The sequence below is a fragment of the Halohasta litorea genome (genome assembly GCF_024494645.1).
Lineage (GTDB): Archaea > Halobacteriota > Halobacteria > Halobacteriales > Haloferacaceae > Halohasta > Halohasta litorea.
Map to the genome: position 1 here is coordinate 486,793 of NZ_JANHDJ010000001.1, position 25,230 is coordinate 512,022.

32 protein-coding genes and 1 tRNA gene are annotated in these 25,230 nt (G+C 64.0%); 22 read left to right on the forward strand and 11 right to left on the reverse strand.

The features are described from left to right. Position 1: 1 nt before the first annotated feature. Positions 2-1,042 (reverse strand): NAD(P)-dependent alcohol dehydrogenase, encoded by a 1,041-nt coding sequence (locus tag NO877_RS02540; protein WP_256394722.1) that lies wholly within the window; start codon positions 1,040-1,042, stop codon positions 2-4. Positions 1,043-1,148: 106 nt separating this feature from the next. Beyond that, positions 1,149-1,841, reverse strand: a complete 693-nt coding sequence (locus NO877_RS02545; RefSeq protein WP_256394723.1) for a metallophosphoesterase — start codon at positions 1,839-1,841, stop codon at positions 1,149-1,151. An 86-nt stretch (positions 1,842-1,927) separates the two neighbouring features. On the opposite strand from NO877_RS02545, the gene NO877_RS02550 reads away from it, so the two are divergent. Next, complete coding sequence (locus NO877_RS02550; RefSeq protein ID WP_256394724.1) at positions 1,928-2,713, forward strand: DUF7839 domain-containing protein; 786 nt, start codon at positions 1,928-1,930, stop codon at positions 2,711-2,713. Positions 2,714-2,746: 33 nt separating this feature from the next. On the opposite strand, the gene NO877_RS02555 is transcribed toward NO877_RS02550, so the two are convergent. After that, positions 2,747-3,511, reverse strand: coding sequence for a PHP domain-containing protein (locus tag NO877_RS02555; RefSeq protein WP_256394725.1), 765 nt, complete (start codon positions 3,509-3,511; stop codon positions 2,747-2,749). 127 nt (positions 3,512-3,638) lie between these two features. Here NO877_RS02555 and NO877_RS02560 point away from each other — a divergent pair, with 127 nt between their 5' ends. Continuing rightward, a complete protein-coding gene (locus NO877_RS02560) occupies positions 3,639-3,947 on the forward strand; it encodes a DUF7565 family protein (protein WP_256394726.1) in 309 nt (102 codons plus the stop codon). 94 nt (positions 3,948-4,041) lie between these two features. Continuing rightward, positions 4,042-5,019 carry a Gfo/Idh/MocA family protein gene (locus tag NO877_RS02565; protein WP_256394727.1) on the forward strand — a complete coding sequence of 326 codons (978 nt, stop codon included), beginning with the start codon at positions 4,042-4,044 and terminating at the stop codon, positions 5,017-5,019. A 173-nt stretch (positions 5,020-5,192) separates the two neighbouring features. Here the strand turns inward: NO877_RS02565 and NO877_RS02570 are convergent, their stop codons facing one another. The 4 genes from NO877_RS02570 to NO877_RS02585 all read right to left on the reverse strand — a co-directional run bounded on the left by NO877_RS02570 (position 5,193) and on the right by NO877_RS02585 (position 8,559). Further along, positions 5,193-5,630: a transcription elongation factor Spt5 gene (locus tag NO877_RS02570; RefSeq protein WP_256394728.1), complete on the reverse strand. Its 438-nt coding sequence runs from the start codon at positions 5,628-5,630 to the stop codon at positions 5,193-5,195. Beyond that, entirely contained in the window at positions 5,630-5,803 is a 174-nt protein-coding gene (locus NO877_RS02575; RefSeq protein WP_256394729.1) for a protein translocase SEC61 complex subunit gamma, read from the reverse strand. Before NO877_RS02575 ends, NO877_RS02570 begins: the two co-directional genes overlap by 1 nt. Positions 5,804-5,927: 124 nt before the next feature. Continuing rightward, positions 5,928-7,106, reverse strand: coding sequence for a cell division protein FtsZ (gene ftsZ / locus NO877_RS02580; protein ID WP_256394730.1), 1,179 nt, complete (start codon positions 7,104-7,106; stop codon positions 5,928-5,930). Between the two features lie 67 nt (positions 7,107-7,173). Continuing rightward, positions 7,174-8,559 (reverse strand): D-aminoacyl-tRNA deacylase, encoded by a 1,386-nt coding sequence (locus NO877_RS02585; protein WP_256394731.1) that lies wholly within the window; start codon positions 8,557-8,559, stop codon positions 7,174-7,176. Positions 8,560-8,654: 95 nt separating this feature from the next. Between NO877_RS02585 and NO877_RS02590 the strand changes: the two genes are divergently transcribed. From NO877_RS02590 to NO877_RS02625, 8 genes are all read left to right on the forward strand, one after another. Then, positions 8,655-9,467: a shikimate dehydrogenase gene (locus tag NO877_RS02590; protein WP_256394732.1), complete on the forward strand. Its 813-nt coding sequence runs from the start codon at positions 8,655-8,657 to the stop codon at positions 9,465-9,467. 76 nt (positions 9,468-9,543) lie between these two features. Continuing rightward, positions 9,544-10,281 carry a helix-hairpin-helix domain-containing protein gene (locus NO877_RS02595; protein ID WP_256394733.1) on the forward strand — a complete coding sequence of 246 codons (738 nt, stop codon included), beginning with the start codon at positions 9,544-9,546 and terminating at the stop codon, positions 10,279-10,281. 66 nt (positions 10,282-10,347) lie between these two features. Then, complete coding sequence (locus NO877_RS02600; RefSeq protein ID WP_256394734.1) at positions 10,348-11,922, forward strand: anthranilate synthase component I family protein; 1,575 nt, start codon at positions 10,348-10,350, stop codon at positions 11,920-11,922. Further along, positions 11,919-12,569: an anthranilate synthase component II gene (locus NO877_RS02605; RefSeq protein ID WP_256394735.1), complete on the forward strand. Its 651-nt coding sequence runs from the start codon at positions 11,919-11,921 to the stop codon at positions 12,567-12,569. Before NO877_RS02600 ends, NO877_RS02605 begins: the two co-directional genes overlap by 4 nt. Continuing rightward, complete coding sequence (locus NO877_RS02610) at positions 12,562-13,467, forward strand: aminotransferase class IV (protein ID WP_256394736.1); 906 nt, start codon at positions 12,562-12,564, stop codon at positions 13,465-13,467. The genes NO877_RS02605 and NO877_RS02610 overlap by 8 nt, the downstream gene beginning before the upstream one ends. 67 nt (positions 13,468-13,534) lie before the next feature. Continuing rightward, a complete protein-coding gene (locus tag NO877_RS02615) occupies positions 13,535-14,233 on the forward strand; it encodes a hypothetical protein (protein WP_256394737.1) in 699 nt (232 codons plus the stop codon). Between the two features lie 96 nt (positions 14,234-14,329). After that, positions 14,330-15,496: an inorganic phosphate transporter gene (locus NO877_RS02620; RefSeq protein WP_256394738.1), complete on the forward strand. Its 1,167-nt coding sequence runs from the start codon at positions 14,330-14,332 to the stop codon at positions 15,494-15,496. A 69-nt stretch (positions 15,497-15,565) separates the two neighbouring features. After that, positions 15,566-15,988 carry a Rieske (2Fe-2S) protein gene (locus NO877_RS02625; protein ID WP_256394739.1) on the forward strand — a complete coding sequence of 141 codons (423 nt, stop codon included), beginning with the start codon at positions 15,566-15,568 and terminating at the stop codon, positions 15,986-15,988. Positions 15,989-16,239: 251 nt separating this feature from the next. On the opposite strand, the gene NO877_RS02630 is transcribed toward NO877_RS02625, so the two are convergent. After that, positions 16,240-16,314 (reverse strand) — tRNA-Met (locus NO877_RS02630). A 272-nt stretch (positions 16,315-16,586) separates the two neighbouring features. Here NO877_RS02630 and NO877_RS02635 point away from each other — a divergent pair. After that, on the forward strand, positions 16,587-17,579 hold the full coding sequence (locus NO877_RS02635; protein WP_256394740.1) for a YeiH family protein: 993 nt from the start codon (positions 16,587-16,589) through the stop codon (positions 17,577-17,579). A gap of 65 nt (positions 17,580-17,644) precedes the next feature. Here the strand turns inward: NO877_RS02635 and NO877_RS02640 are convergent, their stop codons facing one another. Further along, a complete protein-coding gene (locus NO877_RS02640) occupies positions 17,645-17,911 on the reverse strand; it encodes an HAH_0734 family protein (protein ID WP_256394741.1) in 267 nt (88 codons plus the stop codon). 172 nt (positions 17,912-18,083) lie between these two features. Between NO877_RS02640 and NO877_RS02645 the strand changes: the two genes are divergently transcribed. From NO877_RS02645 to NO877_RS02675, 7 genes are all read left to right on the forward strand, one after another. Further along, the gene (locus NO877_RS02645; RefSeq protein ID WP_256394742.1) at positions 18,084-18,368 is read left to right on the forward strand and encodes a 50S ribosomal protein L44e; all 285 of its coding nucleotides are present in this window, start codon (positions 18,084-18,086) and stop codon (positions 18,366-18,368) included. A 2-nt stretch (positions 18,369-18,370) separates the two neighbouring features. Further along, on the forward strand, positions 18,371-18,544 hold the full coding sequence (locus tag NO877_RS02650; protein WP_253738046.1) for a 30S ribosomal protein S27e: 174 nt from the start codon (positions 18,371-18,373) through the stop codon (positions 18,542-18,544). A gap of 32 nt (positions 18,545-18,576) precedes the next feature. Then, positions 18,577-19,377, forward strand: coding sequence for a translation initiation factor IF-2 subunit alpha (locus NO877_RS02655; protein ID WP_256394743.1), 801 nt, complete (start codon positions 18,577-18,579; stop codon positions 19,375-19,377). 2 nt (positions 19,378-19,379) lie between these two features. Then, on the forward strand, positions 19,380-19,562 hold the full coding sequence (locus NO877_RS02660; protein ID WP_256394744.1) for an RNA-protein complex protein Nop10: 183 nt from the start codon (positions 19,380-19,382) through the stop codon (positions 19,560-19,562). 4 nt (positions 19,563-19,566) lie between these two features. Then, positions 19,567-20,334 carry a proteasome assembly chaperone family protein gene (locus tag NO877_RS02665; RefSeq protein WP_256394745.1) on the forward strand — a complete coding sequence of 256 codons (768 nt, stop codon included), beginning with the start codon at positions 19,567-19,569 and terminating at the stop codon, positions 20,332-20,334. Positions 20,335-20,482: 148 nt separating this feature from the next. Continuing rightward, entirely contained in the window at positions 20,483-21,649 is a 1,167-nt protein-coding gene (locus NO877_RS02670; protein WP_256394746.1) for a thiolase domain-containing protein, read from the forward strand. Beyond that, positions 21,646-22,041: a Zn-ribbon domain-containing OB-fold protein gene (locus tag NO877_RS02675; protein WP_256394747.1), complete on the forward strand. Its 396-nt coding sequence runs from the start codon at positions 21,646-21,648 to the stop codon at positions 22,039-22,041. The genes NO877_RS02670 and NO877_RS02675 overlap by 4 nt, the downstream gene beginning before the upstream one ends. Here NO877_RS02675 and NO877_RS02680 read toward each other — a convergent pair whose 3' ends face one another. Beyond that, on the reverse strand, positions 22,042-23,010 hold the full coding sequence (locus NO877_RS02680; protein WP_256394748.1) for an alpha/beta fold hydrolase: 969 nt from the start codon (positions 23,008-23,010) through the stop codon (positions 22,042-22,044). 65 nt (positions 23,011-23,075) lie between these two features. Continuing rightward, entirely contained in the window at positions 23,076-23,246 is a 171-nt protein-coding gene (locus NO877_RS02685) for a hypothetical protein (RefSeq protein WP_256394749.1), read from the reverse strand. A gap of 317 nt (positions 23,247-23,563) precedes the next feature. Here NO877_RS02685 and NO877_RS02690 point away from each other — a divergent pair, with 317 nt between their 5' ends. The 3 genes from NO877_RS02690 to cmk all read left to right on the forward strand — a co-directional run bounded on the left by NO877_RS02690 (position 23,564) and on the right by cmk (position 25,229). Beyond that, the gene (locus tag NO877_RS02690; RefSeq protein WP_256394750.1) at positions 23,564-23,932 is read left to right on the forward strand and encodes a DUF555 domain-containing protein; all 369 of its coding nucleotides are present in this window, start codon (positions 23,564-23,566) and stop codon (positions 23,930-23,932) included. A gap of 79 nt (positions 23,933-24,011) precedes the next feature. Next, positions 24,012-24,551: a CBS domain-containing protein gene (locus NO877_RS02695; RefSeq protein WP_256394751.1), complete on the forward strand. Its 540-nt coding sequence runs from the start codon at positions 24,012-24,014 to the stop codon at positions 24,549-24,551. A gap of 99 nt (positions 24,552-24,650) precedes the next feature. Then, positions 24,651-25,229: a (d)CMP kinase gene (gene cmk, locus NO877_RS02700; RefSeq protein ID WP_256394752.1), complete on the forward strand. Its 579-nt coding sequence runs from the start codon at positions 24,651-24,653 to the stop codon at positions 25,227-25,229. The last annotated feature ends 1 nt before the right edge of the window (position 25,230 follow it).

The window sequence follows — 25,230 nt, forward strand, 5'->3', positions numbered from 1 at the left end:
ATTAGGGAGTAATTACGGCCCGGCCTTCGATCTCGCCGTGCTCCAGTTTTTCGGCGACCTCGTTGATCTCGCCGAGGTCGTAGCGGGTGGTGTGCAGATCGACGGCCTCGCGTTCGACCAGCGCGACCAGCTCCTGGAGTTCGGCGTAGCGGCCGACGATGTTGCCGACGAAGGAGAACTCGCCGTTGACCAGCGCCTGTGCGGGTTCGTGGATGTGGCCGCCGTAGCCGATGATGTGGTGGTCGCCGCCGGCCGCACAGATGTCGGGGGCCAGCGCCGTCGTCTCGTCGGCCCCGACGAAATCGAGCACTTGGGCTGCGCCGGTCCCGTCGGTGATATCGCCGATGGCGTCGGCGACGTCCTCGCTTTTGGGGTCGACCGTGTAGTGTGCGCCCAGGTCGTCGGCGAGGTCACGGGCGGACTGTTTGATATCCACCGCGACGATGTCCGCGGCGCTCATCGATTCGAGACACTGCAGGCCGATGTGGCCGAGGCCGCCGACCCCGATGACGACCGCGGCGTCGCCCGGGTTGAGCCCGCCGACGGCCTTCTTTGCGGCGTGATAGGCGGTGATCCCCGCGTCGGCGTGGGGCGCGATGTCGGCCGGGTCGACGCCGTCGGGCAGCGGGATGACCGACCGCTCGCTCGTATGGAGTTCCTCGGCGAACCCCCCATCGGTAGTGAGCCCGTTGAACGCGTCGTTCTCACAGTACATCGTCTCGCCCTGTCGGCAGGGTCGGCAGGTGCCACAAGTCTGGACCGGATGGCAGATCACCTGGTCGCCCTCCGAAACCAACTCGACCTCCTCGCCGACCTCGACGACGGTTCCGGCGTTCTCGTGGCCCAGTGTCATCGGGAGCGGCTGGGGGACGTACTGCTCCCACATTCCCTCGATGATATGGTTGTCAGTCTGACACCATCCGGCTCCTTCTACCGCGACGATGACGTCGTCGCTGTGCTGTACCTGTGGCTTGTCGATGTCGTCAATTGATAGCCCGTTCGACATATCGTCCGTGTACTCGTGGAGTCTAGCTGCGTCCATAGTCCATACGACCGTTCTCTCTAAACTGCATTATAGTTAATTAAAAACTCGGCGGATGGAATTATGAATGTGGGCTAGATTCTCGACATGTCTTGCCAAGTCGATCTCAGAGCAGCCGACGGAACTCTCCGAGTGGCGGGAATCGAAGCGTTTGCTCCGTGTCGGCGTCCCAAACAGTCGGCTGCAGCGAGCCGACCGACGACACGAGCGGCGACTGCAGGGCGTCGGCGCGTAGACGGTTGAGTTCGACACCGCCAGCGAGTCGGGTGAACGCCGGGAGGACCACCAGTTCGCGTCCGCGGTAGCCCGTCGGGTCGACACACAGACAGGGCCGTTTGACGCCCTCGATGGTCATCGCCGGATGATCGTGGCCGATCAGATACCGATTTCCCTCCAGGTCCGGCTCCTCATGGCCGTGGCAGACGACCGTGCCGTCGTCGAGTTTCACCGACGACTTGATACTCGCGGGCCAGACGGTCTCTAACAACTGGTCGTGGTTGCCCTCGATGGCGACCACCTCAATGCCGTCGTCGACACATTCCAGATACAGCTCCTCGATGGTCTCTTCGACGCCATCGGGGACGGTCGAAAAGCTATGGAGCAGATCCCCCGCAAACACGACTGTCGTCGGGTCGAAAAGCGAGCGGAGCCGCGACAGCCGATCGAGCAGGTCGCGCCGCTCGCCGAGCGGGGCCGCAACGTTCGAGACGGCCTCGCGGCCGAGGTGGAGATCCGCCACCACCAGCGTCTCGGTCGCCGGGAGATAGACCGCCCGATCACGAAAGGCCAACTCGTCCACACCGACCGCTCGGAAGGCAGTGCCTAAAATGCCACCGTCGGCGCGTGCCCGCGGGGCTTTTAATGCCCCCGCACGGACAAGGGGATATGAGCGATGCGCTGGCCGACAAGCGAACCGCCACCCGATTTCGGGTGCTCGTCGAGATCGCCGACCGACAGCCCGCGGTGAGCCAAGGCGAGATCGCCGACGCGGTCGGCGTCACCAGTCAGGCGGTCAGTGAGTACATCCGCGAGTTGGTCGACGACGACCTCGTGACCAAGGAGGGTCGATCGCGCTACTCCGTGACCAAGGAGGGCGTCGACTGGCTGTTCCAGGAGGCCAAATCCCTCCAGCGGTTCGCCGACCACGTCACCGGCGACGTGCTGGGCACCGTCCAGGAGGACACCGCCATCGCAACCGCCCAGATCGAGGCGGGCCAAGCGGTCACCATCTCGGTCCAGGACGGGCTGCTCCACGCAACGCCGGGAGAATCCGGCCCTGCGACCGGCGTGGCGACGACCGACGCCGACGAAGGAACCGACGTGAGTGTGACCTCCTTCGAGGGTGTCATCGATATGACTGCCGGGACGGTCACTGTCATCCAGATTCCGCCAGCCAGGGATGGTGGCAGTCGAGCCGTCGACACCGACCAACTCGCCGATAGCTGCGCAACTGCGGACCTCGTCGTCGCGGCGGGCGTCGAGGCCGTCGTCTCGCTTCGGCAGGCCGACCGCGAACCGGCGGTAACAGTCGCGGCTGGCGAGGTCGCTGCCGCGGCCGCCGCCGTTGGACAACGCGTTGTCGTCGTCGCTTCGACCGATACCATGGGCCGGGTGACCGACGCGCTCCGCGACGGCAACGTCTCCTACGAAGTGACGAACCCGGTAGCCTGAGGCTACCGGTGGAAAAACACAGGTTACTGAGGCTCAATACACGCTGACATCGTCGAACCGACCCTCGTAGACGAGATTTCGTGGATGGGTTGGCTCGTCGCCCGACAGCAGCAGTCGGTCGACTTTCTTCCAGCTGTTTTCGTAGAGCAGATGGCTGAATTCCACGAGCCCGCGGGCCCGATGGCCAATGCCTGCCCGATGCTGGACGCGCCGGGGGGCTGCCGTTTCGAGTGCCTCGACGAGTGCCGCTTCGCTGTCGATATCGGTCTCGAACAGCGTCCAGGCCTCGCCGACCGTCGACGGCAGATGGGCATACGAGGAGCCGAAACCCGGGAGGTCGAGGTCGGCGGCGATACGTTGGCCTCGGCGTCGCTGGTGGGGAAGTAGTTTGGCGTTGTAGGTTTCGACACAGTCGATGCGATCCGCGTGGGCACGGATTTCCGCCCACGTGAGGCTGACGTTCATAAAGGAGGGATGGGGCACTGCCACGGCTGCGGCCTGTCTTTCACATTCGGCCATCGCAGCCTCGAAGGTGATGAAATCCGCAACCGGTTCGGAGAGACCGATCGCAAGGAGGTGTCGGCGGTTGTTCCAGTCGCCGGTGAATATCTCGCGGGCCGGGACGACCAATAGCTCCTCGTCACTGTAGCGGGCGGCCGTCCGCTTGATCTCCGGGAGTCGGGTGAAGTGAGGTGCATAGACCAGCACGTCGATCCCGCGGCGTTTCGCCCGCGCGACGACCTCGTCGCTGAGGATCTTCACGTGCATGTCGACGCGCGTCTGCTCGGAGCCGGTCACACTGACAGGTAGCGACTCCTCCCATTAGTGGATGCCGTTTCCGGCGTGTTGGACGCAGTCGGGAGCGACTACAATGGCCGTCTGACGCACGAAAACCGTTATAGGCCCTGCGGGCAACCCCCTATATATGTCCGGCTGGCGCTGTGGAATCGGCGACTGTGAACAGGGATTCGAGGACGTAGAGTCGCTGATTATCCATCAGACGACCGAACATGACAAACACGAGTGTCAGGTCTGTGGGACACTCATTCCGGACGGCTACTTCGCGATCCGGCATGTCTTCGACGAACACACCCGCGCCCAGTACGTCCGGGCCTACGACGCCGACTCGGCGGCCGTCCGTCGCCGCGAGGAGATCCAGGCCGAAGTCGAGGCCACGGCCGATCTCAACGCTGTCGTCGACCAACTCGATACGCCCTCAAAGCAGATCGAGTAACGCTCACCGGCCAGCGCTCGCCTTACCCTGTAAGCGATACTAGATCCTTCACGAAAATCACAGATCTTTACTACCGGTGTTGTCTCCTCCGTGCATGGAATTTGGCGTACTCAGCACTGCCGGAATCGCTCGCAAGGACGTCCTACCTGCGATTACTGCCAGCGAGCATCAGGTCGGTGCGATCGCTTCACGAAGCCGCGAGCGCGCGGCGGCGGTCGCCGAGGTGTTCTCGATCCCGCGTCACTACGGCAGTTACGAGGCGCTGCTCGACGACACCGGGATCGATGCGGTCTACATCCCGCTCCCGAACGGGCTGCACGCCGAGTGGATCCGCCGGGCCGCCGACGCCGGGCTCGACGTGCTCTGTGAGAAGCCGCTGACAGTCGACGCCGACGAGGCTCGTGAGATAGTCGAGTACTGCAGGCAGCGCGACTGTACGCTCATGGAGGCGTTTATGTACCGATACCATCCCCGCACTGAGCGGGCCATCGAACTCGCCGACACCGCTCTCGACGAGGTCCGGTCGGTGTCGGCCTCGTTCAAGTTTTCGCTGTACGGCGATCCGGACGACATCCGACTCGATCCGACGCTTGCCGGGGGGAGTCTGATGGATGTCGGCTGTTATGCCGTGTCGGCTGCCCGGCAGTTCTTGGGCGAACCCGACCGCGTCTACGCCCACTCCGACGATTCCCGAGGGACAGGCGTCGACACCGAACTCGCGGGCGTCCTCGAGTACGACGACGGCTCGTCGGCTCGAATTGCTTCCGGGTTCGATACGCCTAAAGTCCAACGCTACCGGATCGAGGCCACGAACGGCTGGATCGAGGTCCCTGATGCCTTCGACGTCCCGACCGACGAGGCACTCGAACTCGATTACGAGGTCGATGGCCAGCGCCACACCGAGCAGTTCGACCCGGTCGACCAGTACCGACTGGAGGTCGAAGGGTTCGCCGACTGTGTCGAGAACGACAGCCAGCCACTGACCGACGGTGCGGAGGCAATCGCGAATATGCGCGTGATCGACGGGCTCTACGAGAGCGCGACCAGTGGCACACCAGTCGACCTCTCCTAACTCGGGAGGGACATCTGGGAGCTGCCAATTTTAAAAAAGTTCTCAGTCGACCGAGGAACTACCGTTCCTCACTATCTGCTCGCGGCGTTGCCGTCTGCTCACGGGTGCTTCGCACCCGTTCGCATGGTCCGAGAGATTCTTCGAATCTCTCGCTACTCGCACGGCCCGAGGAGCTACCGCTCCTCGCTGTCCAGCACGCGGATCTGGTCGCCGCGGACCGTCACCGGGATCGGGACGGTCGCCTCGTAGAGCTCGACGGTCACCTGATCTTTGCCCTCGTCGATCCGCTGGACACGGGCCTTCTCGCCTTGGAAGGGACCGGCGATGAGTTCGACGATGTCGCCCTCGGCGATCCCCTCGACGTCCGGGGTGGGCGAGAGGAAGTGTTCGACCTCGGCGAGGCCGGACTCGCCGGGGACGATCGAGCGAGCGTGGGGTATCTCGTCGAAGAGCCGTTCGAGGGCCGCCGTGCCGTCAGCCTCGACCATCACGTAGCTAGTGAGCGAATCCGGCGACAGGACGGCGTGGATCTCGTCTTCCTCCTTGGTTGCGATCATGTCGGCGACGGTTTGCTCCTGTCGCGCGGTGGTTTTGACGGCGTAAATACCCATCAGACACCACCGGGCAGGAAGCTCATGATCGCGAAGATAATAAAGCCGATAATCCCGATCAGGATGATCCCGGCACCGGCGATCTTCGAGACCTGCGAGAACTCGTTCCACGAGGGCGTACTCGCCAGTTTCAGTACGCGAATGTAGCTGTTGAGATCGTACGGAACGTTCATGGTAGCCGGTCGTTAGGTGTCGGGCTTTTTCTATCTATTGGTACTGCGCGTGCCCGAACATCACTCTCGACCAGTAGTTCGCTCAAAAAAGCCTCTCGCCGGGACCGAACCCTCGACCGTTCGATTACTCGACGTAGTCGATATCGTCTGACTCCTCGACCGACTCCGAGGCGGCGGCTGCTTGGGTGTCTTGTGTGCGGCTCTTGACGGTCTCGCTGCTGCCGTAGATCTGTGGGGAGTCGACGCCGGTGACGACGATCATCGTCCGCATACTGCCTTCGAGCTCCTCGTCGATCGAGGTCCCCCAGATGATCCGGGCGTCGGGGTCGATCCGGTCGTAGATCTCCTCGACGACGCCTTCGGCCTCCTCGATGGACATATCGTTGCCACCAGTGACGTTGACCAGCGCAGAGTTCGCACCGGAGATGTCGACATCAAGCAAGGGAGAACGGAGGGCACTTTTGACCGAATCTTGGGCTTTGGACTCCGAGTCTGACTCGCCGAGGCCGATCATGGCGACGCCGCCTTTCTCCATGACGGTCCGCACGTCAGCGAAGTCGAGGTTGACAAGCCCGGGCTTTGTTATGAGCTCGGTAATCCCCTTGACCGAGCGCATCAGCACCTCGTCGCTGACCTGGAAGGCCTGACGGACCGGCATCTTGCCGACCGCATCCAGGAGTCGGTCGTTGGGAACGACGATGACCGTGTCACTCACGTCCCGAAGCCGTTCGAGTCCGGCCTCGGCGTTGGTGCGTCGGACCTCTCCCTCGGCGGTAAAGGGCGTGGTGACGATCGAGATGGTAAGTGCACCCGAATCACGGGCGGCTTTGGCGACCACGGGAGCCGATCCGGTGCCGGTTCCCCCACCGAGACCCGCAGTAACGAAGACCATATCCGAGCCTTCGATGGCGTCGTAGATCTCCTCTTGGCTTTCGAGGGCGGCTTCTTCACCCACTTGTGGGAGCGAGCCAGCACCGCGTCCTTGGGTTTTCTGTTGGCCCATCAGGATCTTGGTGTCGGCCTCGATGTTCACGAGATGCTGTACGTCGGTGTTCGCGGCGACCAACTTGGCACCGTGAATCCCCTCTTCGTGCATCCGGTTGACGGTGTTGCCGCCACCGCCGCCACAGCCGACGACCGTGATATCGGTCTGGAGGTCCTGGAGGACGTCCTTCAGTTCGTCGTCGGTCATGGTCCCGGACTGTGGCGCGCCGCCGGAGGGGCTGGTCCCGGTGAGTTCCTCGGATGCCTCGCCCTCGCCATCCTCGGCCTCGTCGATCGCGTCCTCAACGATAGAGTCCATCAGTATAACCGTGCCTTGCAGACCGAGCGTATTTATCTTTCCCCATTTGTCAGACAGTCGTCGGACTCTATCTGTCGGCTTCCCGAATTTCCGGCCGCGAGAGATCGAACCGGTCGACCTGCTGGCTCTCGACGACGTGGGGTTCGACCGTCTTCCCGTTGACGGTCACGGCCTCGCCTGCGGCGAGTTTCCCGAACTTTGGTCCCTCCGGTACCCCGAGGGTGGCGGCCTTCCCGGGGTCGAAGCTCGTCTGTCGGGCGACGACCTCGCCGTCGGTTCGCTCGACAGTCTGATATTTCGAGTCGAGCAGGCCGACAAGCCGCTCGACGAGCCGGTCGAAGTCGTCGGTTGTCGCCACCGCGGCATGCCCGGCCGGGAGGGTGCCACCCTCGACGGTCTCAAAGGCGACAGTGTTCTCGGTGATGGCCTCCCAGACGGTGTCGGTGTCGACGCCGTTTGCGGCTCCGATCAGTTCGTCGGGCAACTCGACGGCGAGCCACTCGCCGTCGGCTCCGATCGATACGTCGCCGAACCGAAGGCCGTCTTCGACCGTCGACAGCGCGGTTTCGAGCGCCGAAACCACCGGGAGGGGCCGACTCTCGACTGTTTGGAGCCACGTCTCGGAGACGACTCGGTAGCCGAGATCGTCGATGACGGCTTCGAGCTCCGGTTTCTCCCCATCGACGACCGCCAGTTCGGCCGCGCTGGCCTCGAAAGCGGCGTCGATCACCTCGCGGTTTGCTTCCGGGTCGCCCATCGCCTCCAGTTGCCAGTCCGACCCGATGTGGCCGACGGCCCACTCGCTGTCGGCGACGATCCGGGTACAGCGTGGGGTGTAGTGGCCGCCGCCGAAGCCGACGACGTGGCGAGGTGGCTCGTCGTCGACCGGCCGGTGGTCGGCTGCTGCGTCCTGGAGATCGAGTACTGCATCGGCGACTGCTCGCGCCCCGTCGGGGTCGGCCCATTCGGTCTCGCTACTCCCGAGTTCGACGAACAGCGAGGGGACTTCGGGAGCGGTCGGCCCGTGGTGGGTACACTCGATGCCGACGTCGTACCCCTCGGGTGCATGCCGGTCGAGGGCCGCGACGACGGCCTTCTGGACGCCCGGCGCGGCGCGGGCGAACGACCCCGGTTGGCCGCCGTAGTCGGCGGGTCCGAAGTTACCCGTGAAGTGGGCGGTCAAGAGTTCGCCCGTCTCACCGGCATGTTTCGAGACGAACACGAGGAAATCGAGTTTTTCGGGGTCGCTGAAGGCGTCTTCGGGCGAGTCGAGTTCGACGTGGATCGGCTCGAAGCTCCTGAGTTCGAATCCCTTCCGTCGATAAAACTCACCGCCGCCGTCGGCATCCGGTCGGCTTTCGTCGACGTGTGTCGTCCAGCCCTCGCGGTCGCGCAGCTGCTCGCCGATGTGTGCCGAGGCCTGATCGGCCCGACTGACGACGATCCATATCACAACCCCTCCTCGGTGGTCGGCCCGCAAAACCGCATCGGCTTGCGGCGACGGCGTCGACTCCGGATATTTAAGAACGAACCGGCTAACAAACGTCTATGGACGTATATGGACTGGTCGGCAATCCGGTCGGCCACTCGGTGTCGCCACCGATGCACGAGGCGGCCTACGAGGAACTCGGGATCGAGGCCTCCTATGTCGCCTTCGAGCCGCCGGTCGATGAGATCAGACAGGCAATCGGCGGCGCACAAACGCTGGGAATCGCCGGGCTCAACGTCACGATCCCGTTTAAACAGGACGTACTGGAGCTGGTCGAGCCGGACGGGCTCGCCGAACGCATCGGCGCGGTCAACACGATCGAGTTCGGCGAGGGCGCACCACGCGGCTACAATACGGACGCTGCGGGCGTCACGCGAGCCTTCGAACATCACGACGTCGACCTCACCGGTCGAAAAGCCGTCGTCGTCGGCGCAGGCGGGGCTGGCCGGGCGGCCGCCTTCGCGCTGTCGGATGCTGGAGCCGAAGTCCACATCGCCAACCGAACCGTCGACCGGGCGATCGAGCTGGCCTCGGACGTCTCCGACGGCACCGGCGGGAGCCTCGATACGCTCGATTCACAGATCGGCGACGCATCGATCCTCGTCAACGCCACGAGCGTCGGCATGGAATCCGACGAGACGCCCGTTCCCGCAGACTGTCTCCACAGCGATCTCACGGTGCTTGATGCCGTGTATGCCCCCCTCGAAACGCGCCTGCTCCAGGAGGCACGTGAGACCGGAGCGACCACCATCGACGGCGCGTGGATGCTGCTGTTTCAGGGCGTCGAGGCTTTCGAGCAGTGGACCGACCGCGAGGCCCCAGTCGAGGTGATGAACCGTGCGCTACGGGAGGCCCTCGACTCCTCTGAGTAGCCACTGACTACCAGCGTCCTGGCACGTTATAGGTCGCTTGTAACGTTTAAATACAGTCGTCATGTAGCTACACCCAATGGCCCTGTTGAACAAATTGAAGTCGATTCTCGGTATCGGAGGCGGCCGCGATAGAGAGGATCAGCGGACGGATACGTCCGTGACGGTCGAACGCGAGGCCAGCGAACCCGCCTCGGAGGACACCGAAGCATCTCCACCCTCCGATAGCGAATCGACCGACGCTGACGAGCCGGTCGCTGCTGGCACCGACGCGACGGCCTCAACCGGCTCGATGACCGAGTCGGCGGCCGACGACCCCGAAACTGCCGCCGAACCGAGCGAAGCTGCCGCCCCTCCAGCCGATGCCGACGACGAGGATGTCGAGGACGTTATCGACGAGGCCGAACCGTCGAGCGATTCCGAGGACGCTGTCGCCGCTGGCACTGACGCGACAGCCTCGACCGACTCGTTGGTCGACAGCGACGGGACCGACCCCGACGACGCCGCCGAACCCGGCGAGGCAACCGGACCGCCGACCGGCAGCATCGACGATGCCGAGGACTCGGTCGACGACCACGACGAGTCGGAGCCGGATGCCGAGGACTCGGTCGACGACCACGACGAGTCGGAGCCGGATGCCGAGGCCTCGGTCGAGACGATCAAGGGCATCGGGCCAGCCTACTCCGACCGCCTCGGTGATGCCGGGATCGAATCGGTATCGGCGCTCGCCGCAGCCGACGCCGAGGAACTCGGCGAGGCGATCGACGTCTCGCCCAAGATCGTCGCCGACTGGATCGACCGCGCCGAAGCCCAGTAGGGCCTTACTCGCGGCCCTTCAGGGGAACGCGAAACTGTTACCCGCAGGGGGTGACTCCCGTTTCGTATGTCAACGCCGACCGTTGTCACCGACCGGCCCACCTTTCGGTCGGTGGCTGCCGACGCGCCACCGGGCGCACGCGTCCCCATCGAGGTTCGAACCGACATTCGGGACCCCTTTACCTCCTACCGCCGCGCCCGCAAGGGCCCCGGCGGCGTCTTCCTGGAGACCACCGGCGGCCAGTCCGGCTGGGGATATTTTGCGACCGAGCCGGTCGACCGACTCACGGTCTCCCCCGACGCCGCCGTCGCCAACCGTGAGGCCACCACCGCGACGAACGCGATGGGCAACTACCGGCGTGAGACCCCGTCGCTGGCGGCTCTCGATGGGCTACTCTCGGGGGAGACGCTGGTCCGCGGTCCCTGTTCGGTTCCCTACCCCTGTGGCGCCTTCGGCTGGCTCTCCTACGATATCGCCAGAGAGCTAGAGACGCTGCCCGGCGACGCGGCCGCCGACCGCCGACTCCCCAGACTCCAGGTCGGTGTCTTCGACTGTGTGGCCGCATGGGAAGCCCCCCACGAGGAGCCGGTTCGGCTCCACGTCACCTGCTGTCCGAAACTCCCCGATTCGGAAGGGTTTGCGGAGTCCGAACTGGATGCGATCTACGACCGGGCAGTCGATCGGGCGACGGCGCTTGCGACCGCTGCCGCGGCTGGTGATCCCGACGTGGGTGAGCCACCGGTCGAGTCGGCCGCCGCCGCGTTCGAAAGCGAGTGTGGCCGGGCGGCGTTCGCAGACCGTGTTCGGCAGATCAAACGGTATATCCGTGACGGCGATACGTTTCAGGCGAACCTCTCGCAGTGTTTGACGGCTCCGGCGGCCGTCCACCCGGTTGAGGCCTACGACGCCCTCCGGCGGGTCAACCCCGCACCCTATTCGGGCCTCCTGGAGTTCTCGGGCCGCGGCGAGGATCGATGGAGCGGGCTCGATCTCGTCAGTGCGAGCCCGGAACTCCTCTTAGAGCGCGAGGGCGACAAACTGCTCACCGAACCGATCGCTGGCACGCGACCCCGTGGCGCTACTCCGGAGGCCGACGACGCTTTTGAGGCCGATTTGCTGAGCAACGCAAAAGAACGGGCCGAACACGCGATGTTGGTCGACCTCGAACGCAACGACCTCGGCAAGGTCAGCGCCTTCGGCACCGTCGAGGTGGGCGAGTACCGGCGTGTCGACCGCTACTCGGAGGTGATGCATCTCGTCTCGCGTATCAACGGCGAACTCCGCGAGGATCGCTCGCTGGCCGACGCCATCGCTGCGGTCTTCCCTGGCGGGACGATCACCGGCGCGCCGAAACCCCGAACGATGGAGATCATCGACGAGTTGGAGCCGACTCAGCGCGGCCCCTACACCGGGAGCATGGGGATCTTCGGCTTCGACGGCCGGGCGACGCTCAATATAATTATTCGGACCCTCACGCGGCACGACGACCGGTATCGGCTCCGGGTTGGGGCGGGGATCGTCCACGATTCCGAGCCCGACGCCGAGTACGACGAAACGATGGCGAAGGGCCAGGCCCTTGTGACGGCCATCGACGAGGCGTTGGATGCCGGTCAGATGACCATCCAGGAGGCCGCGGAATGACCGCCGCCGAAGCCGAGCCGCGGACCGGCGAGGGCGTCGTCGCCGGGAACGTCGACGGCGGCCCCCGGATTCTCGTGGTCGACAACTACGACTCGTTCGTCTACAACCTCGTCCAGTACGTCGGCGAATTTGCTGGTGCGGTGGCGGTTCGTCGCAATGATGCGATCGACCTCGCGTCGATTCGGCGGCTCGACCCCGACGGGATCGTCCTCTCGCCGGGTCCTGGAACCCCGCAGTCGGCGGGCGTCTCGATGGACGTCTTCGAACTCGACCGGCCGATCTTCGGCGTCTGCCTCGGCCATCAGGCGATGTGTGCCGCCCTGGGTGCGCCGGTGGGCCACGCGCCGGATGTCGTCCACGGCAAGCCATCGGAGATCAGCCACGACGGCGAGGGACTATTTAAAGGCCTCCCCGAGCGCCTTCGAGTCGGCCGGTATCACTCGTTGTGTGTCGACCGCGCCGACCTCCCCGACGAACTGGTCGAGACCGCCCACACGACCGACGAACGTGAGGTCGTTATGGGCGTTCGCCACCGCAGTAAACCTCACTTCGGCGTCCAGTTCCACCCCGAGAGCATCCTGACCGACGACGGCAAGCGAATGGTCGGCAACTTCGTTCTGCGGTGTGCGGAGGTCGAGGATGACTGAGGAGCCTGTGTATCACGTCGACGGCGACCTCGTGGCGGCCGACGAGGCGACGGTGAACGTCCGTGATCGCGGCTTTTTATACGGCGATGCGGCTTTCGAGACGATGCGCGCCTACGGCGGCGATGTATTCGAGTGGGAGGCCCATATGGACAGGCTCGCAGAGACTTGCGAGGTACTCGGGTTGGACCATGGACTGAGCGACGGCGACCTACGAGAGCGCGTCGACGAGACGCTTGCGGCGAACACCCTCCAGGAGGCCTACATCCGCCTGTCGATCACTCGTGGCGTCCAGCCGGGGAAACTAACGCCCGACGAGGCGGTCGACCCCACCGTCGTCGTCATCGTCAGTGAACTGCCGCGAGGCGGACAGGGGAGCCAGCCAGTCTGGGACGGCCCGGCAACGCTCCAGACGGTCAAAACCAAGCGCATCCCCGATGCCTCGATTCCCGCCCGCGCGAAGACCCACAACTATCTCAACGGTATCCTCGCCCGGCTCGAACTCCGAGTGACGGGGGCCGACGAGGCCCTGCTGGTCGACGCCGAGGGCCACGTCACCGAGGGGGCGACGAGCAACCTGTTTTTCGTCCGCGATAATGCCCTCCGAACGCCGAGTCTCGACGGGCCGGTGCTGCCGGGGATCACCCGGCGCGTGGTTCTTGAACTGGCACGCGAAGAGGGGATTCCGGTCGAGGAGGGCCAGTATTCCCCTGAGGAGATCCGGAGTGCCGATGAGGTGTTTCTGACGAATTCGACGTGGGAACTCAGGCCGGTCGAGACCGTCGACGGGCTCTCTGTTAGTGAGGCGGACGATGGGTCGACAGGGACAGCCGCTGGGCCGGTGACGACGCTGTTGTCGCGGTTGTTCGATGCCCGCGTCGAGTCGGCGTACTACGACTGACCAGTCGTCGACCGAAAGGCGGTTGATTTCCTGAATAATTATACAGTTGCGAAACACGTTTCGATATATGGGTTTGCGTTCATCGATCTGGCCACCGACCCAACGACAGCGCATCGGTGTTGCCGTGCTAGTTGCGCTTCTCTTGGTTTTAAACCCGCTGTACCTGCCGGTTCTCAATCTCGATATGTCCGCTCACACGTATGCCGTGGAACCGGTTACGGTCGACGACAGGACCATTGGTGTTGCTGATACGTCGCTGCGGGGCGACCCAATCGATGGAGTTGCCTGCACCGGTTGGCGTCCTTCTGCGGGGTGTTCCTACGAACGAACCCACATACAGCAGGGGACTCTCGAAATCGAACTGGTAGATCCGAGAGTCGAGATCGAAACACGGTACGCGTACCATCCGGGGGCCGAAGACACAGTCTACTACCGCCGTACTGCTGCCGGGGAGCCGTTCCCCGAGTCGCTCAGCTTGGAGCCGGTCGACCCCGAAACCGTCGTCGAGTCGGTTGCGGTCTCTCCGGAGCAACTCTCAGTCCGTGCCCGGCTCGGGCTGGCGCTCGGCTGGCTGCAGACGGATCAGCCGCTCACCGATGCGAATCGAATCGTCGACACCGATGACGGATACGTGATGCTCGTCGAGACGGGCCGAAGCTGGCTCAGCAGTGGGGACACCGTCGAAGCAGGGATTTCCGCGTTCATGTTTTTGCTCGGTCTCGCCGTCCTGTGGCGGACGTATAAATGGCTTCCGGCTGAGTGGTAGTCGACTGCCGTTCATAAGCCCACTACAGACTCGCCGCTCGCAGACCAATCACGCAGCCGCCACTAGCTACTTGCGGCCCGTCGTCGTCGTGCTTCTATGGTCGTCACGGCACTGACCGCAGGGATCCTCGCCTCGCTGTTCGTCGGGTTCAACATCGGCGGCTCGTCGACCGGCATCGCGTGGGGACCCGCGGTCGGGGCGGGCGTCCTCCGCAAAGTGACCGCCGCCGGGCTGATGGTCGGCTTCGTCTTTTTAGGGGGGTGGACGGTCGGCCGCAACGTCATCGAGACGCTCAGCGGCGACATCATCACCATCGAAATCTCGCTGCCTGCTGGCGTCGCCGTCCTGTTTTTCATCGGCCTCGGAATCCTGATCGCCAACATCTTTGGCGTCCCCATCCCCACCTCGATGACGACCGTCAGCGCGATCGCCGGGCTCGGGGTGGCGACCGACACGCTCAACTACGCGACGATGGGCGAGATCGTCTCGTGGTGGTTCGTCACGCCCGTCATCGGCTTCTGGATCGGGGGCGTCATCGGTCGCTACTTCTATCCGGCTCTCGATGCTCGAATCGACGTCAGCACGACTCCCGGTCCGCTCCTGTCGGTGGGTCGACGCGGCCTACGCCCGACCGTCTCGCTCGGCTCGAACACGACCGGCCGCGAGCTGGCCAGCACGCTCGGGGTGCTCGCCATCGGCTGTTATATGTCGTTCAGCGCGGGCGCGAGCAACGTCCCGAACGCGGTCGCGCCACTGGTCAGCAGCGGCGCGCTCGATGCGAACCCCGCCATCCTGCTGGCGACGGCTGCGATCGGAGTCGGTGGGTTCACGATCGCCCGGCGGACCATGCAGTCGGTCGGCACCGAACTCAGCGATATCCCGCTTTTGGCGGCGCTGATCGTCATGCTCGTCGCCGCGACGATCACCACTTTCCTCTCGTCGATCGGTATCCCGATCAGCCTCGTGATGGGGATGGTGATGACCATCGTCGGCCTCGGGTGGGGACGGGCAACGCGGCCGATCACCGTGGGCGAGGCTATCCATGGGGATGTCGACGCCGAGATCGCCACCGGGGCGCTAACCGCCGAACCCGATACACCAGTCCGCGAGATCGGCCAACCCGAGGCGCAGGCGACGCTGGACGCTGGCGAGCTGTTCCGGCCGCGGGCGATCGCGAAATACCTCTCGATGTGGATTATCGGCCCGACGGTGGCGCTGGGGCTGTCGTACCTCTTTTTCACTCTCGTGCCGGTTGCGATGTAGCTCTTCGACACCGGTGGCCTGCTGTGGGAAAACACATCGTTAAAGGCTCACAGTCGACTGTCACCGACAATGAGTTCCGCGAGTCGGATCACATCGATCGACGATGTGCCCGAAGAGACGACCTTTCTGTTCCGCGTGCAACCGGTCGACGATGGCGACGAAGTGAAGGAGGCGATCCTGCTCCACGACGACGAGGGTGTCGTGAGTTGGCTCAACTACTGCCAACACTTCACCCATATCAAACTCGACAAGGGATCGGGGGCAGAGATGCGAGACGGCGAAGTCATCTGTACTAACCACGGCGCGTATTTCGAGGCCGACAGCGGCCGCTGCACGTTCGGCCCGTGTGAGGGGGCATTTTTAAATGAGCTGGCGGTCGGCGTCGACGACGGCGCAGTGTATCTGGTCGACGACGACTACGAGTTCGTCGGAACCGGTGGGATCGAAACCGACGCCGATGATCTGGGATCGAAGTCGAACTACGAGTTCTGAAACCGAATCGTCGAAACATATCCCTCTATTCGGTTCTCTCGACGCAACTCGGATACACACAAAGCTATCTGAGAGGTAGAGTACCGCTAAAAACGACCTGTTGGAGTAGCTGGAAGTAGATTTCAACTACGCCAACTTCGGTCGCTTCGCTCCCTCGTTGTCTACTTCAAACCTATTCCGAAGCAATCTACACGGACTCACGTACGTTCGCCGAGCCAAGACTCGGCGATATGGTGTGAGTCCGAGAAATATAGCGGGAAGTAGATTTGAACTACCGATCTCCGGGTTATGAGCCCGGCGGAATCTCCTGGCTATCCCATCCCGCTATCAAAGCGAATGCCACAGTTACGGTTAAGGGTTATGATTCAACCGCAGTATGGCAGTTTCGACCGAGTCACTGCCTCCCACGAGCGTACTGTTGGCGCATCTCGACGACACAATCGATACCCATTACTGACGCCGAGCGAGAGCCGAAATAGATGTCGACCGATCACTGGTGGTCTCGCGCTGTTGGCGTCCGGTCACGACGAATCCCTCCTGGACGTGGCTGGCACCACGGTGTTGAACCGCTGGTCTCAAGGCCCAGACCGGGGACATAATGCGGTTCGTACGGCTGCTTCGACTGCTTCCGGGTGTTGGGCTGCTCTGTGTCGGGGCGATACTTGCACGAGCGATTGCATCGATCTCCGGTGTTCCCTCGCTGCTTGTGGCAATCGGACTCGGAGCCATCCTGGTGAACGGTCCCGGTGTTCCGGACCGATACGCGCCGGGACTTGCGACACACGACCTCTGGCTCGCCGGTGGAATCGTGCTGATGGGTGCGTCGCTCACGCTTGAGACGGTTCGTGAGGCCGGTATCGTCGTCCTGGTAGTCGTCGTCTCAGTCGCTGGGCTCACCATCGGCGTCGTCGAGCTGCTCTCACGGCATGCGTTCGGTCTCGACGAGAAACTCGGCTCGCTGCTCGCGGCGGGGGCTGGGATCTGCGGGGTATCGGCAGTCGTCGCGGTGGCCGGGGCGGTCCGCGCACGGGAAGACCAGATCGCGTATGCGGCGGCGACGGTGCTGCTGTTCGATGCCGTCACGCTCGTCGTCTACCCGACCGCTGGCGAACTGCTCGGGCTCTCGGATGTCGTCTTCGGCATCTGGACTGGTGTCAGTATGTTCTCGACAGGGCCGGTCGTCGCCGTGGGCGTGAGCTACTCGGAGGTGGCCGGACAGTGGGCGACGCTGACGAAACTCACTCGAAACGCGTTGATCGGCTTCGTCGTGATCGCCTATGCGGCCTCCTACGCGCGAACCGAAACCGACGGTCGACTCTCGGCGCGGACGCTCTACGAGGAGTTCCCGACGTTCATATTCGGGTTTCTCGCCCTCGCCGTGTTTGCGAGTCTCAGCCTGTTTTCGCCGACACAGCTCGCGGCGATCGACACCGCCTACAGCTGGCTGTTCAGCATGGCCTTCGTTGGACTCGGCAGCGAGATCCATCTCGGGAAGCTCCGAAACACCGGCCTCCGGCCGATCGTCGTCGTGTTGCTGTCGCTGGTACTCGGGAGTTCCGTATCGTTGGCCGTACTGATGGCGGTGTTCTGACTCGGTGGGGTACTGTTCTTAAAAAGACGGCCGCTCGCAGACTGAACTGAGAAACGCTAGCCCAATCAGACCGAGAGTTTGCTGCGGGCCTTGACGACGTCGAGGGCGTCGGCGTCGATCGTGTCGACCTCCAGCCAGTGGGGGACGTACTCGCGTTTCTCGTAGGTTTCGTGTTCGTCCTCGGTGCCGATCGTACACCACAGCTGGACCTCGTCGGGTCCGTGCCAGTCGCCCTGGCGCTGGATGCCGAAACAGACCTGCTGTTCCCCATCGTAGTTGATGATCGCACCCTTCCGGATGCCGGGGTCCCCGTTGACGATGAGCTGCTGCATGATTCCTCGTTCGACTGGTCGGCGTTTAATGGCTTCGGAACGGGTGGCTGCAACCGGCCTGCGCCCGCCGGTTGTATGCCACTGTATCCCACGAAATCGGCCGCAGGCGACAGACCCGAACCAAACGGGTTTTAACGGCCCATACCAAACCACCGCCAAGGTAGATCTCACTATGGAAATGCCACGCCGAATGAATACGTACTGTCCGCACTGTGACTCCCACCAGGAACACGAAGTCGAAAAGGTCCGCACGGGCCGCTCGACGGGGATGAAGAAGGTCCAGGACCGCCAGCGACGCCGCGCCAAATCCACCATCGGGAACGCAGGCAAGTTCTCGAAGGTGCCCGGTGGCGACAAGCCGACCAAGAAGACCAACCTCACCTACCGGTGCAGCGACTGCGGCAAGGCCCACGTCCGGAAAGGATGGCGCGCTGGCCGACTCACCTTCCAGGAGTAAGTATGGCAGGAACATACGTCCGCGTCAAATGTGGCGACTGCGAGAACGAACAGATCGTCTTCGGCAAGGCCGCGACGACCGTCTCCTGTGCGGTCTGCGGCACCACCCTCGCCGTGCCGACCGGCGGCATGGCCGAGATCGACCACGAGATCGTCGAGACCGTCGAAGCTCGATAACGCGGTACTGATTCAAGGAGTTTACATAGCAAATGAAATACAGTGGCTGGCCCGAGACGGGCGACCTCGTCGTCGGTAAAGTCGACGAAATCACCGATTTCGGGGTCTTCGTCGACCTCGAAGAGTACGAAGACAAACGCGGGCTCGCCCACATCAGCGAGGTCGCATCCGGCTGGATCAAGAACGTCCGCGACCACGTCCGCGAGGGACAGACCGTCGTCGCCAAGGTCCTCGACGTAAAAGAGGGCTCCGAGCAGATCGACCTCTCGATCAAGGACGTCAACGAACACCAGCGCAAGGAGAAGATCCAGGAGTGGAAAAACGAGCAGAAGGCCGACAACTGGATGCTGCTCGCACTCGGCGAGGACGTCGACGACGAGACCTACGGCGCGGTCGCCAACGCCCTGCTCGCGGAGTACGATTCGCTGTACGACGCCTTCGAGGAGGCGGCGATCCACGGCGAGGCGGCCCTCGACGAGGCCGACCTCGACGACGAGGAGATCGAGGCCATCGTCGAGACCGCCCGGGAGAACGTCTCGGTCCCGTACGTCAACGTCACCGGCTACGTCGACCTCGAATGTCCGTCCGCCGACGGCGTCGACGCGGTCAAGGAGGCGCTGAAGGCCGCCGAGGGCAACGGCGAGATCCCCAACGAGATCGAGCTCTCGGTGTCGTATGTCGGCTCGCCGGAGTACCGGATCAAGGTCCGTGCGCCCGACTACAAAACGGCCGAAAAGGAACTCGAAGCCAGCGCCACCCGCGCCAAAGAGGCCATCGAAGCCGTCGGCGGCTCCGGCGAGTACCACCGCGAGCGGCGTGAAGACGACGAGTAACCGTGAAATCCGACATTCGGGTCTGTAGCGACTGGGCGGGCGAACACGACCGCCCCGTCTATAGTCTCGGTGAGACGTGTCCCGACTGCGGGGCACCCACCGAAAACAGCGCGCCAGCGCCGTTCAGCCCCGAAGACCCCTACGGCGAGTACCGACGCTCTCTTAAGCGGCGCGTACGCCAGTAGGGGCATGGACGAGATCGATATCGAACACGTCGCAGAACTTTCTCTCTCCGATCCTGTTCTCATCGAAGGACTGCCGGGCGTCGGCCATATCGGCAAGCTCGTCGCCGAACACCTCGTCGAGGAGTTCGACGGCGAGCTCGTTCGCCGCGTCTACGCCGACGAGTTCCCGCCACAGGTGACCGTCGACGACGAGGGCGTCACCGACCTCACCGCCGCCGAATTCCACGCCATCGAGACGCCGGGCGACGCCTCGGACCTCCTCGTACTGACCGGCGACCATCAAGCCTCGACGAACGCCGGACACTACAAGCTCACGTCGGCATTCCTCGATGTCGCCGAGGCCTTCGGCGTCGAGCAGGCCTACGCGCTCGGCGGCGTCCCGACCGGCGAACTCGTCGAGGAGTACACCGTCCTCGGCGCGGTGACCGACGCCGACCTCAAAGAATCGCTCGAAGCCGCCGACGTGGAGTTCCGTGCCGACGAACCGGCCGGTGGGATCGTCGGCGTCAGTGGCCTCCTTCTCGGCCTCGGCGAGCGTCGCGGACTGGATGCTACCTGTCTGATGGGCGAGACCAGCGGCTATCTCGTCGATCCCAAAAGCGCCCAAGCCGTCCTGGAGGTCCTCCAGGAGGTCATCGGTTTCGAGGTCGACTTCAGTTCGCTGGAGGATCGCGCCGAAGAGATGGAGGAGGTCGTCGGCAAGATCCAAGAGATGCAGTCCCAGCAACAACAGCAGGTCATGCCCGACGACGAACTCCGGTATATCGGCTGAAACCCGCTGGTAGTCAGTACCTACGGCCCTGTTAGCTACAGGCTACTACCGTCGGATCCATCGGCAGAACGCCCGACCAGTCGGCCGTGTTTTCAGGGGAGTCGACCGGTGAGCCAAAGTTTTACCACACTCAGTACAACGGGTCGGTATGACCTCTGTCCGCATTGCGGGTGTCGGGCTGACGCCGTTCGGTGCCCACGCTGACCGCGCCGGACGTGAGCTGTTCGCCTCGGCCGCGCTGGCAGCTTTCGAAGACGCTGGCGTCGAGCGACGCGATGTCGACCAGCTCAACTACGGCAATTTCATGGGTGCACTCGCCGAGCAGCAGGGCCACCAAGCGCCGCTGATGGCCGAGGCCGCCGGGCTCTCGTGTCCGGCCACGCGGTACGAGGAGGCCTGTGCCTCGGCGGGCGTCGCCGTCCGGGAGGCCGTTCGGACGATCCGGTCGGGCGAGGCCGATGTGGTGCTGGCTGGCGGGATGGAACGAATGACCACCCTCGACACCGGGAAGGCCACCGCTGCGCTGGCGATCGCCGCCGACGAACTCTACGAGGTTCGGGCCGGTGTCACCTTCCCCAGTGCGTATGCCCTGATGGCGCGGGCCTACTTCGACCGCTTCGGCGGTGAGCGCGAGGATCTGGCGCATATTGCCGTTAAAAACCATGCCAACGCGGTCGACAACGAGTTCGCCCAGTACCAGACGGAGATCACCGTCGAACAGGCCCTCGACAGCCCGCCAGTTGCCACACCCCTCCACCTCTACGACGCCTGTCCGATCACCGACGGGGCCAGCGCCGTCCTGCTGGTCTCCGAAGCGTACGCCGACGATCACGGTATCGAGGCCCCGGTATCGATCACCGGGACGGGACAGGGCGGCGACAACCTCGCCCTCCAGGACCGCGAGCAGATGGCCCAGACGCCAGCGACCGAAATCGCCGCCGCGGAGGCCTACGGCGAGGCCGGAATTACGGCTGCGGACGTCGACTTCGCGGAGGTCCACGACTGCTTTACGATCGCCGAGGTGCTCGCCATCGAGGGGCTCGGCCTCTTCGAGCCCGGGGAGGGTATCGCAGCGGCCCGCGAGGGGGCGACGACCGCCGACGGCGAGACGCCGATCAATCTCTCGGGCGGGTTAAAAGCGAAAGGACATCCGGTCGGCGCGACCGGCGGAAGTCAGATCGCCGAGATCACCCGCCTCCTTCGCGGCGATCATCCGAACAGCGACGCCGTCGACGACGCCACCGTCGGCGTCGCCCACAACGCGGGTGGCACCGTCGCCAGTGCTGTCGTGCACGTCCTGGAGGCCGACCAATGACGGACCATACACTCGACGAGGAGGTAGCGACCTACGACGAGTGGCTCGACGCCATCGAGGCGGGCGAGGGGTTCTATCTCGAATCGCCGGAGGGCCACGGATCGCTGCCGCCGCGGCGGGTCTGTCCCCACTCGGGAGCGACCGATCTCAGCCGGGAGCCGCTGTCCGAGACCGGTACGGTCGAAACCTACACCGTCGTCCACGTCGGGGCGACGGCGTTCGACGACGACACGCCGTATATAAGCGCAATCGTCGACTTCGGACCGGTCGAACTCACCGGCGTCGTCCGTGGCGTGGATCTTGAGGCAGTCGCTGTCGGCGACGAGGTGGGTGTGACTGTCGAAACGCGCGAGACGACCGACGACCGGCTCGTCGTCTTCCGGCCTGCCTGATCAGTTCGGTGTCCGTTCGGGTATCTCGCTGTCGGCGTCGATCCAGTCGCCGACGACATCCTGGAACTCCGCGGGGAACTCGACGTGTGGCAACAGCAGCGCTCGATCGAAGACGACAAGCGTTGCATCGGCCTCGTCGGCGAGTTCGCGGCCATCCGACAGCGGCGTGATGTCCGCGTCCCGGCCCCAGACGATCGTGGTTGGCACGTCGAGCGACCGGATCGCCCCGGCGAGGTCGACGTCGCTATTTAAATAGCCGCTGATGAACGACGCCGGAGCGAAGCGGGCGTTGGGCTGGTGGGCGGTCTGCCACTCGTAGTCCTGCCAGTCTTCGGTCACCTTCGTCGGATCGTAGTAGCCGTGGTCGGCGTTGAAGTAGCGGATCGAGGGCTTGGAGGCGATGAGATTGAAGAGGGCTTCGCCGACGACGGGGGCACGGATCAGTTCGCGGAGCCACTGTTTCGGCGGCTTTGGACCGGCGATTGCAGTTGGACAGATAAGGAGGAGGTCGCTAACGTCGTGGTCAGTCGGTCCCTTGGTGAGCGCCCCCAGCGTGTAGGCGGCGGTCAGCGAGGAGGCGACGACGGCGGGGGAGTCGAACTCCGCGAGGAAGTCCTCGACGAACTCGGTGTAGAGGGTCGACGAGTAGTTGAGCGGTGGGCGGTCCGACCGACCGAAGCCGGGGAGATCCGGGGCAACGACGTGGTAATCGTCTGCTAACGCCCCGAAAATCTCGCGGAACTCGCCGCTGGACCCGGCAGCGTTGATACCATGGAGCAAAACGAGGGTTGGATCGTCGGGGTCGCCAGCCGCAGTGTAGGCGATATCCATCCCGCGCCACCGATAGGGTTCCTGTCGGCCATCGAGTGCTGGGGGGAGATCCTCGGCGCGCGACCGCAGCTGACGGTTGAGTGCGACGATCCCACCGACACCGGCGAGCGCCGAGCCGAGTAGCTTCCGGAGAGACATACCGCTAGTTGGGTGAGGAGCGGTTTAGTTATTTGTGAGCCGCAGTTCCGGTCGCCGGTTCGATCTCAGTTCGCGGTGCGATCGTAGGCGGAATCGAGCCGCTCGATCAGCTCGCCGATGGGGAGTTGGATCCCGAGCCGACGGACCGCCAGCGCGACCGGCAGCAGGAGGATACCGAGCATGACGGTAAACTGGTACAGGGCAAACACGGTGAGTCGCGTAACCGATTCTATCATAACCGTATCTCCCAAGCTGCGCTCCCTATATATAACCGTTCTGGGGCCGTGATATCCACCACCCCGTCGCAGTCATGCGATTAAACTGAGTTTGGATCGACTCCAACTCAGATGGATCTCCTGTCGGTGGTCGAACGTAAACGGTGTGGCCCACCCGAGTGATAGCTATAACTTATGGGAAACGAGTGGCTGCCTTGCGCCTATTTGTGGCGAGTGGTGTCACGGCTCCTGGAGGGCGGTAGCATGCCTCCTGGAAGCGACCCGCGTGGCGCGGCGGAACCACAAGACACGAAACCCTCCGGCTCATTGACCGAGTAATGAGTAACTATCTCGTTGCGATGGAGGCGGCGTGGTTGGTTCGTGATGTGGAGGATATCGACGATGCGATCGGGGTTGCGGTGAGCTCCGCGGGCAAGCGGCTCAACGAAAAAGGCAAGGAGTACGTCGACGTCGAGGTCGGCGTTACCGGCTGTCCGGCCTGCGGTGAGCCGTTCGACTCCGGCTTTATCGCGGCTGACACTGCGCTCGTCGGGCTGTTGTTGGAGATCGATATCTTCAACGCCGACAGCGTCGAACACGCCTCGCGCATCGCCAAAAGCGAGGTCGGCGGCGCGCTGCGTGACGTCCCGCTGTCGGTGATCGACGTCATCGAGACCGACCCCGACGAGGACGACGACGGGCAGTAACGCCGCCGGTTTCTCGATCCGCTGACCGTCGACTGCCACTGACGAAAGCTTTTCAAATAACCTTGAGTTATAGGCGGCTATGGAACTGCCGACGCCACAGGATCTCCGGGAGCGGCGGACCGCCCTCGGGCTGACCCAGAGCTCGCTCGCCGAGGCCGCAGGCGTCTCCCAGCCGCTGATCGCTCGCATCGAGGGCGGGGACGTCGACCCACGGCTCTCGACGCTGCGCCGGATCGTCAATGCCTTAGACGAGGCCGAGGGCGAAGTCGTGCGTGCGGCCGACCTTATGCACGAGAACGTCATCAGCGTCGCACCCGACGATTCGGTCCGGGAGGCGATCGAGACGATGGAGGCCGAAGCCTACTCCCAGCTGCCGGTGTTGCAGAGTGGGATTCCAGTCGGTTCGATCAGCCAAGGCGACGTGATCCGGGCCGGGGAGGACGTGGGCAACCACCCCGTCAGCGAGGTCATGAGCGAGTCGTTCCCGACGGTGGCGACCGACGCGACCGTCGACGAGATCCGGAACCTCCTGGAGCACTACAAGGCGGTCATGGTCACCGACGGCGGCAGCACGGTCGGGATTATTACCGAGGCCGACATCGCGGCCCAGCTTTCCTGATTCGCCGTCTCCGTCGGCCGCTTGCGGTATGCGACGCCACCACAGCCCACGGCGATTCCGAAGGACAATCTCTTTTAGCCGGACCCCAAGAGGAACAGTATGTTACTAACCGTCTCTGGGCCGCCCGGCAGCGGCAAGAGTACGAACGCCGCCGCCCTCGCCGACCGCTTCGACCTCGATCACGTCAGCGGCGGCGACATCTTCCGGGAGCTCGCCGACGAACGCGGCTATTCCCCTGTCGAGTTCAACGAGCTGGCCGAGGAAAACGAGCAGATCGACCGTGATCTCGACCGCAGGCTCCGCGATATCGCTGTCGACGGCGAGGACATCCTGCTTGAATCCCGCCTCGCAGGCTGGCTCGCGGCCGACCACGCGGATATCAAGATCTGGCTCGATGCACCCCGTGAGATCCGCGCCGAACGTATCGCCGACCGCGAAGACAAACCGGTCGAGGTCGCCCGCCAGGAGACCTCGCGCCGCGAGAACAGCGAGTCACTCCGGTACAAGGAGTATTACAACATCGATATCGCCGATCTCACGATCTACGACATCACCTGCAATACGGCCCGCTGGGGCCCCGAATCGATGCAGCAGGTCCTCGCGACCGCCGTCGAAGCCTACGACCCCGCTGCCGACGAGGGGAAAGCGCCCGTCGAAGACGTCGTCTACGATTTCTAAC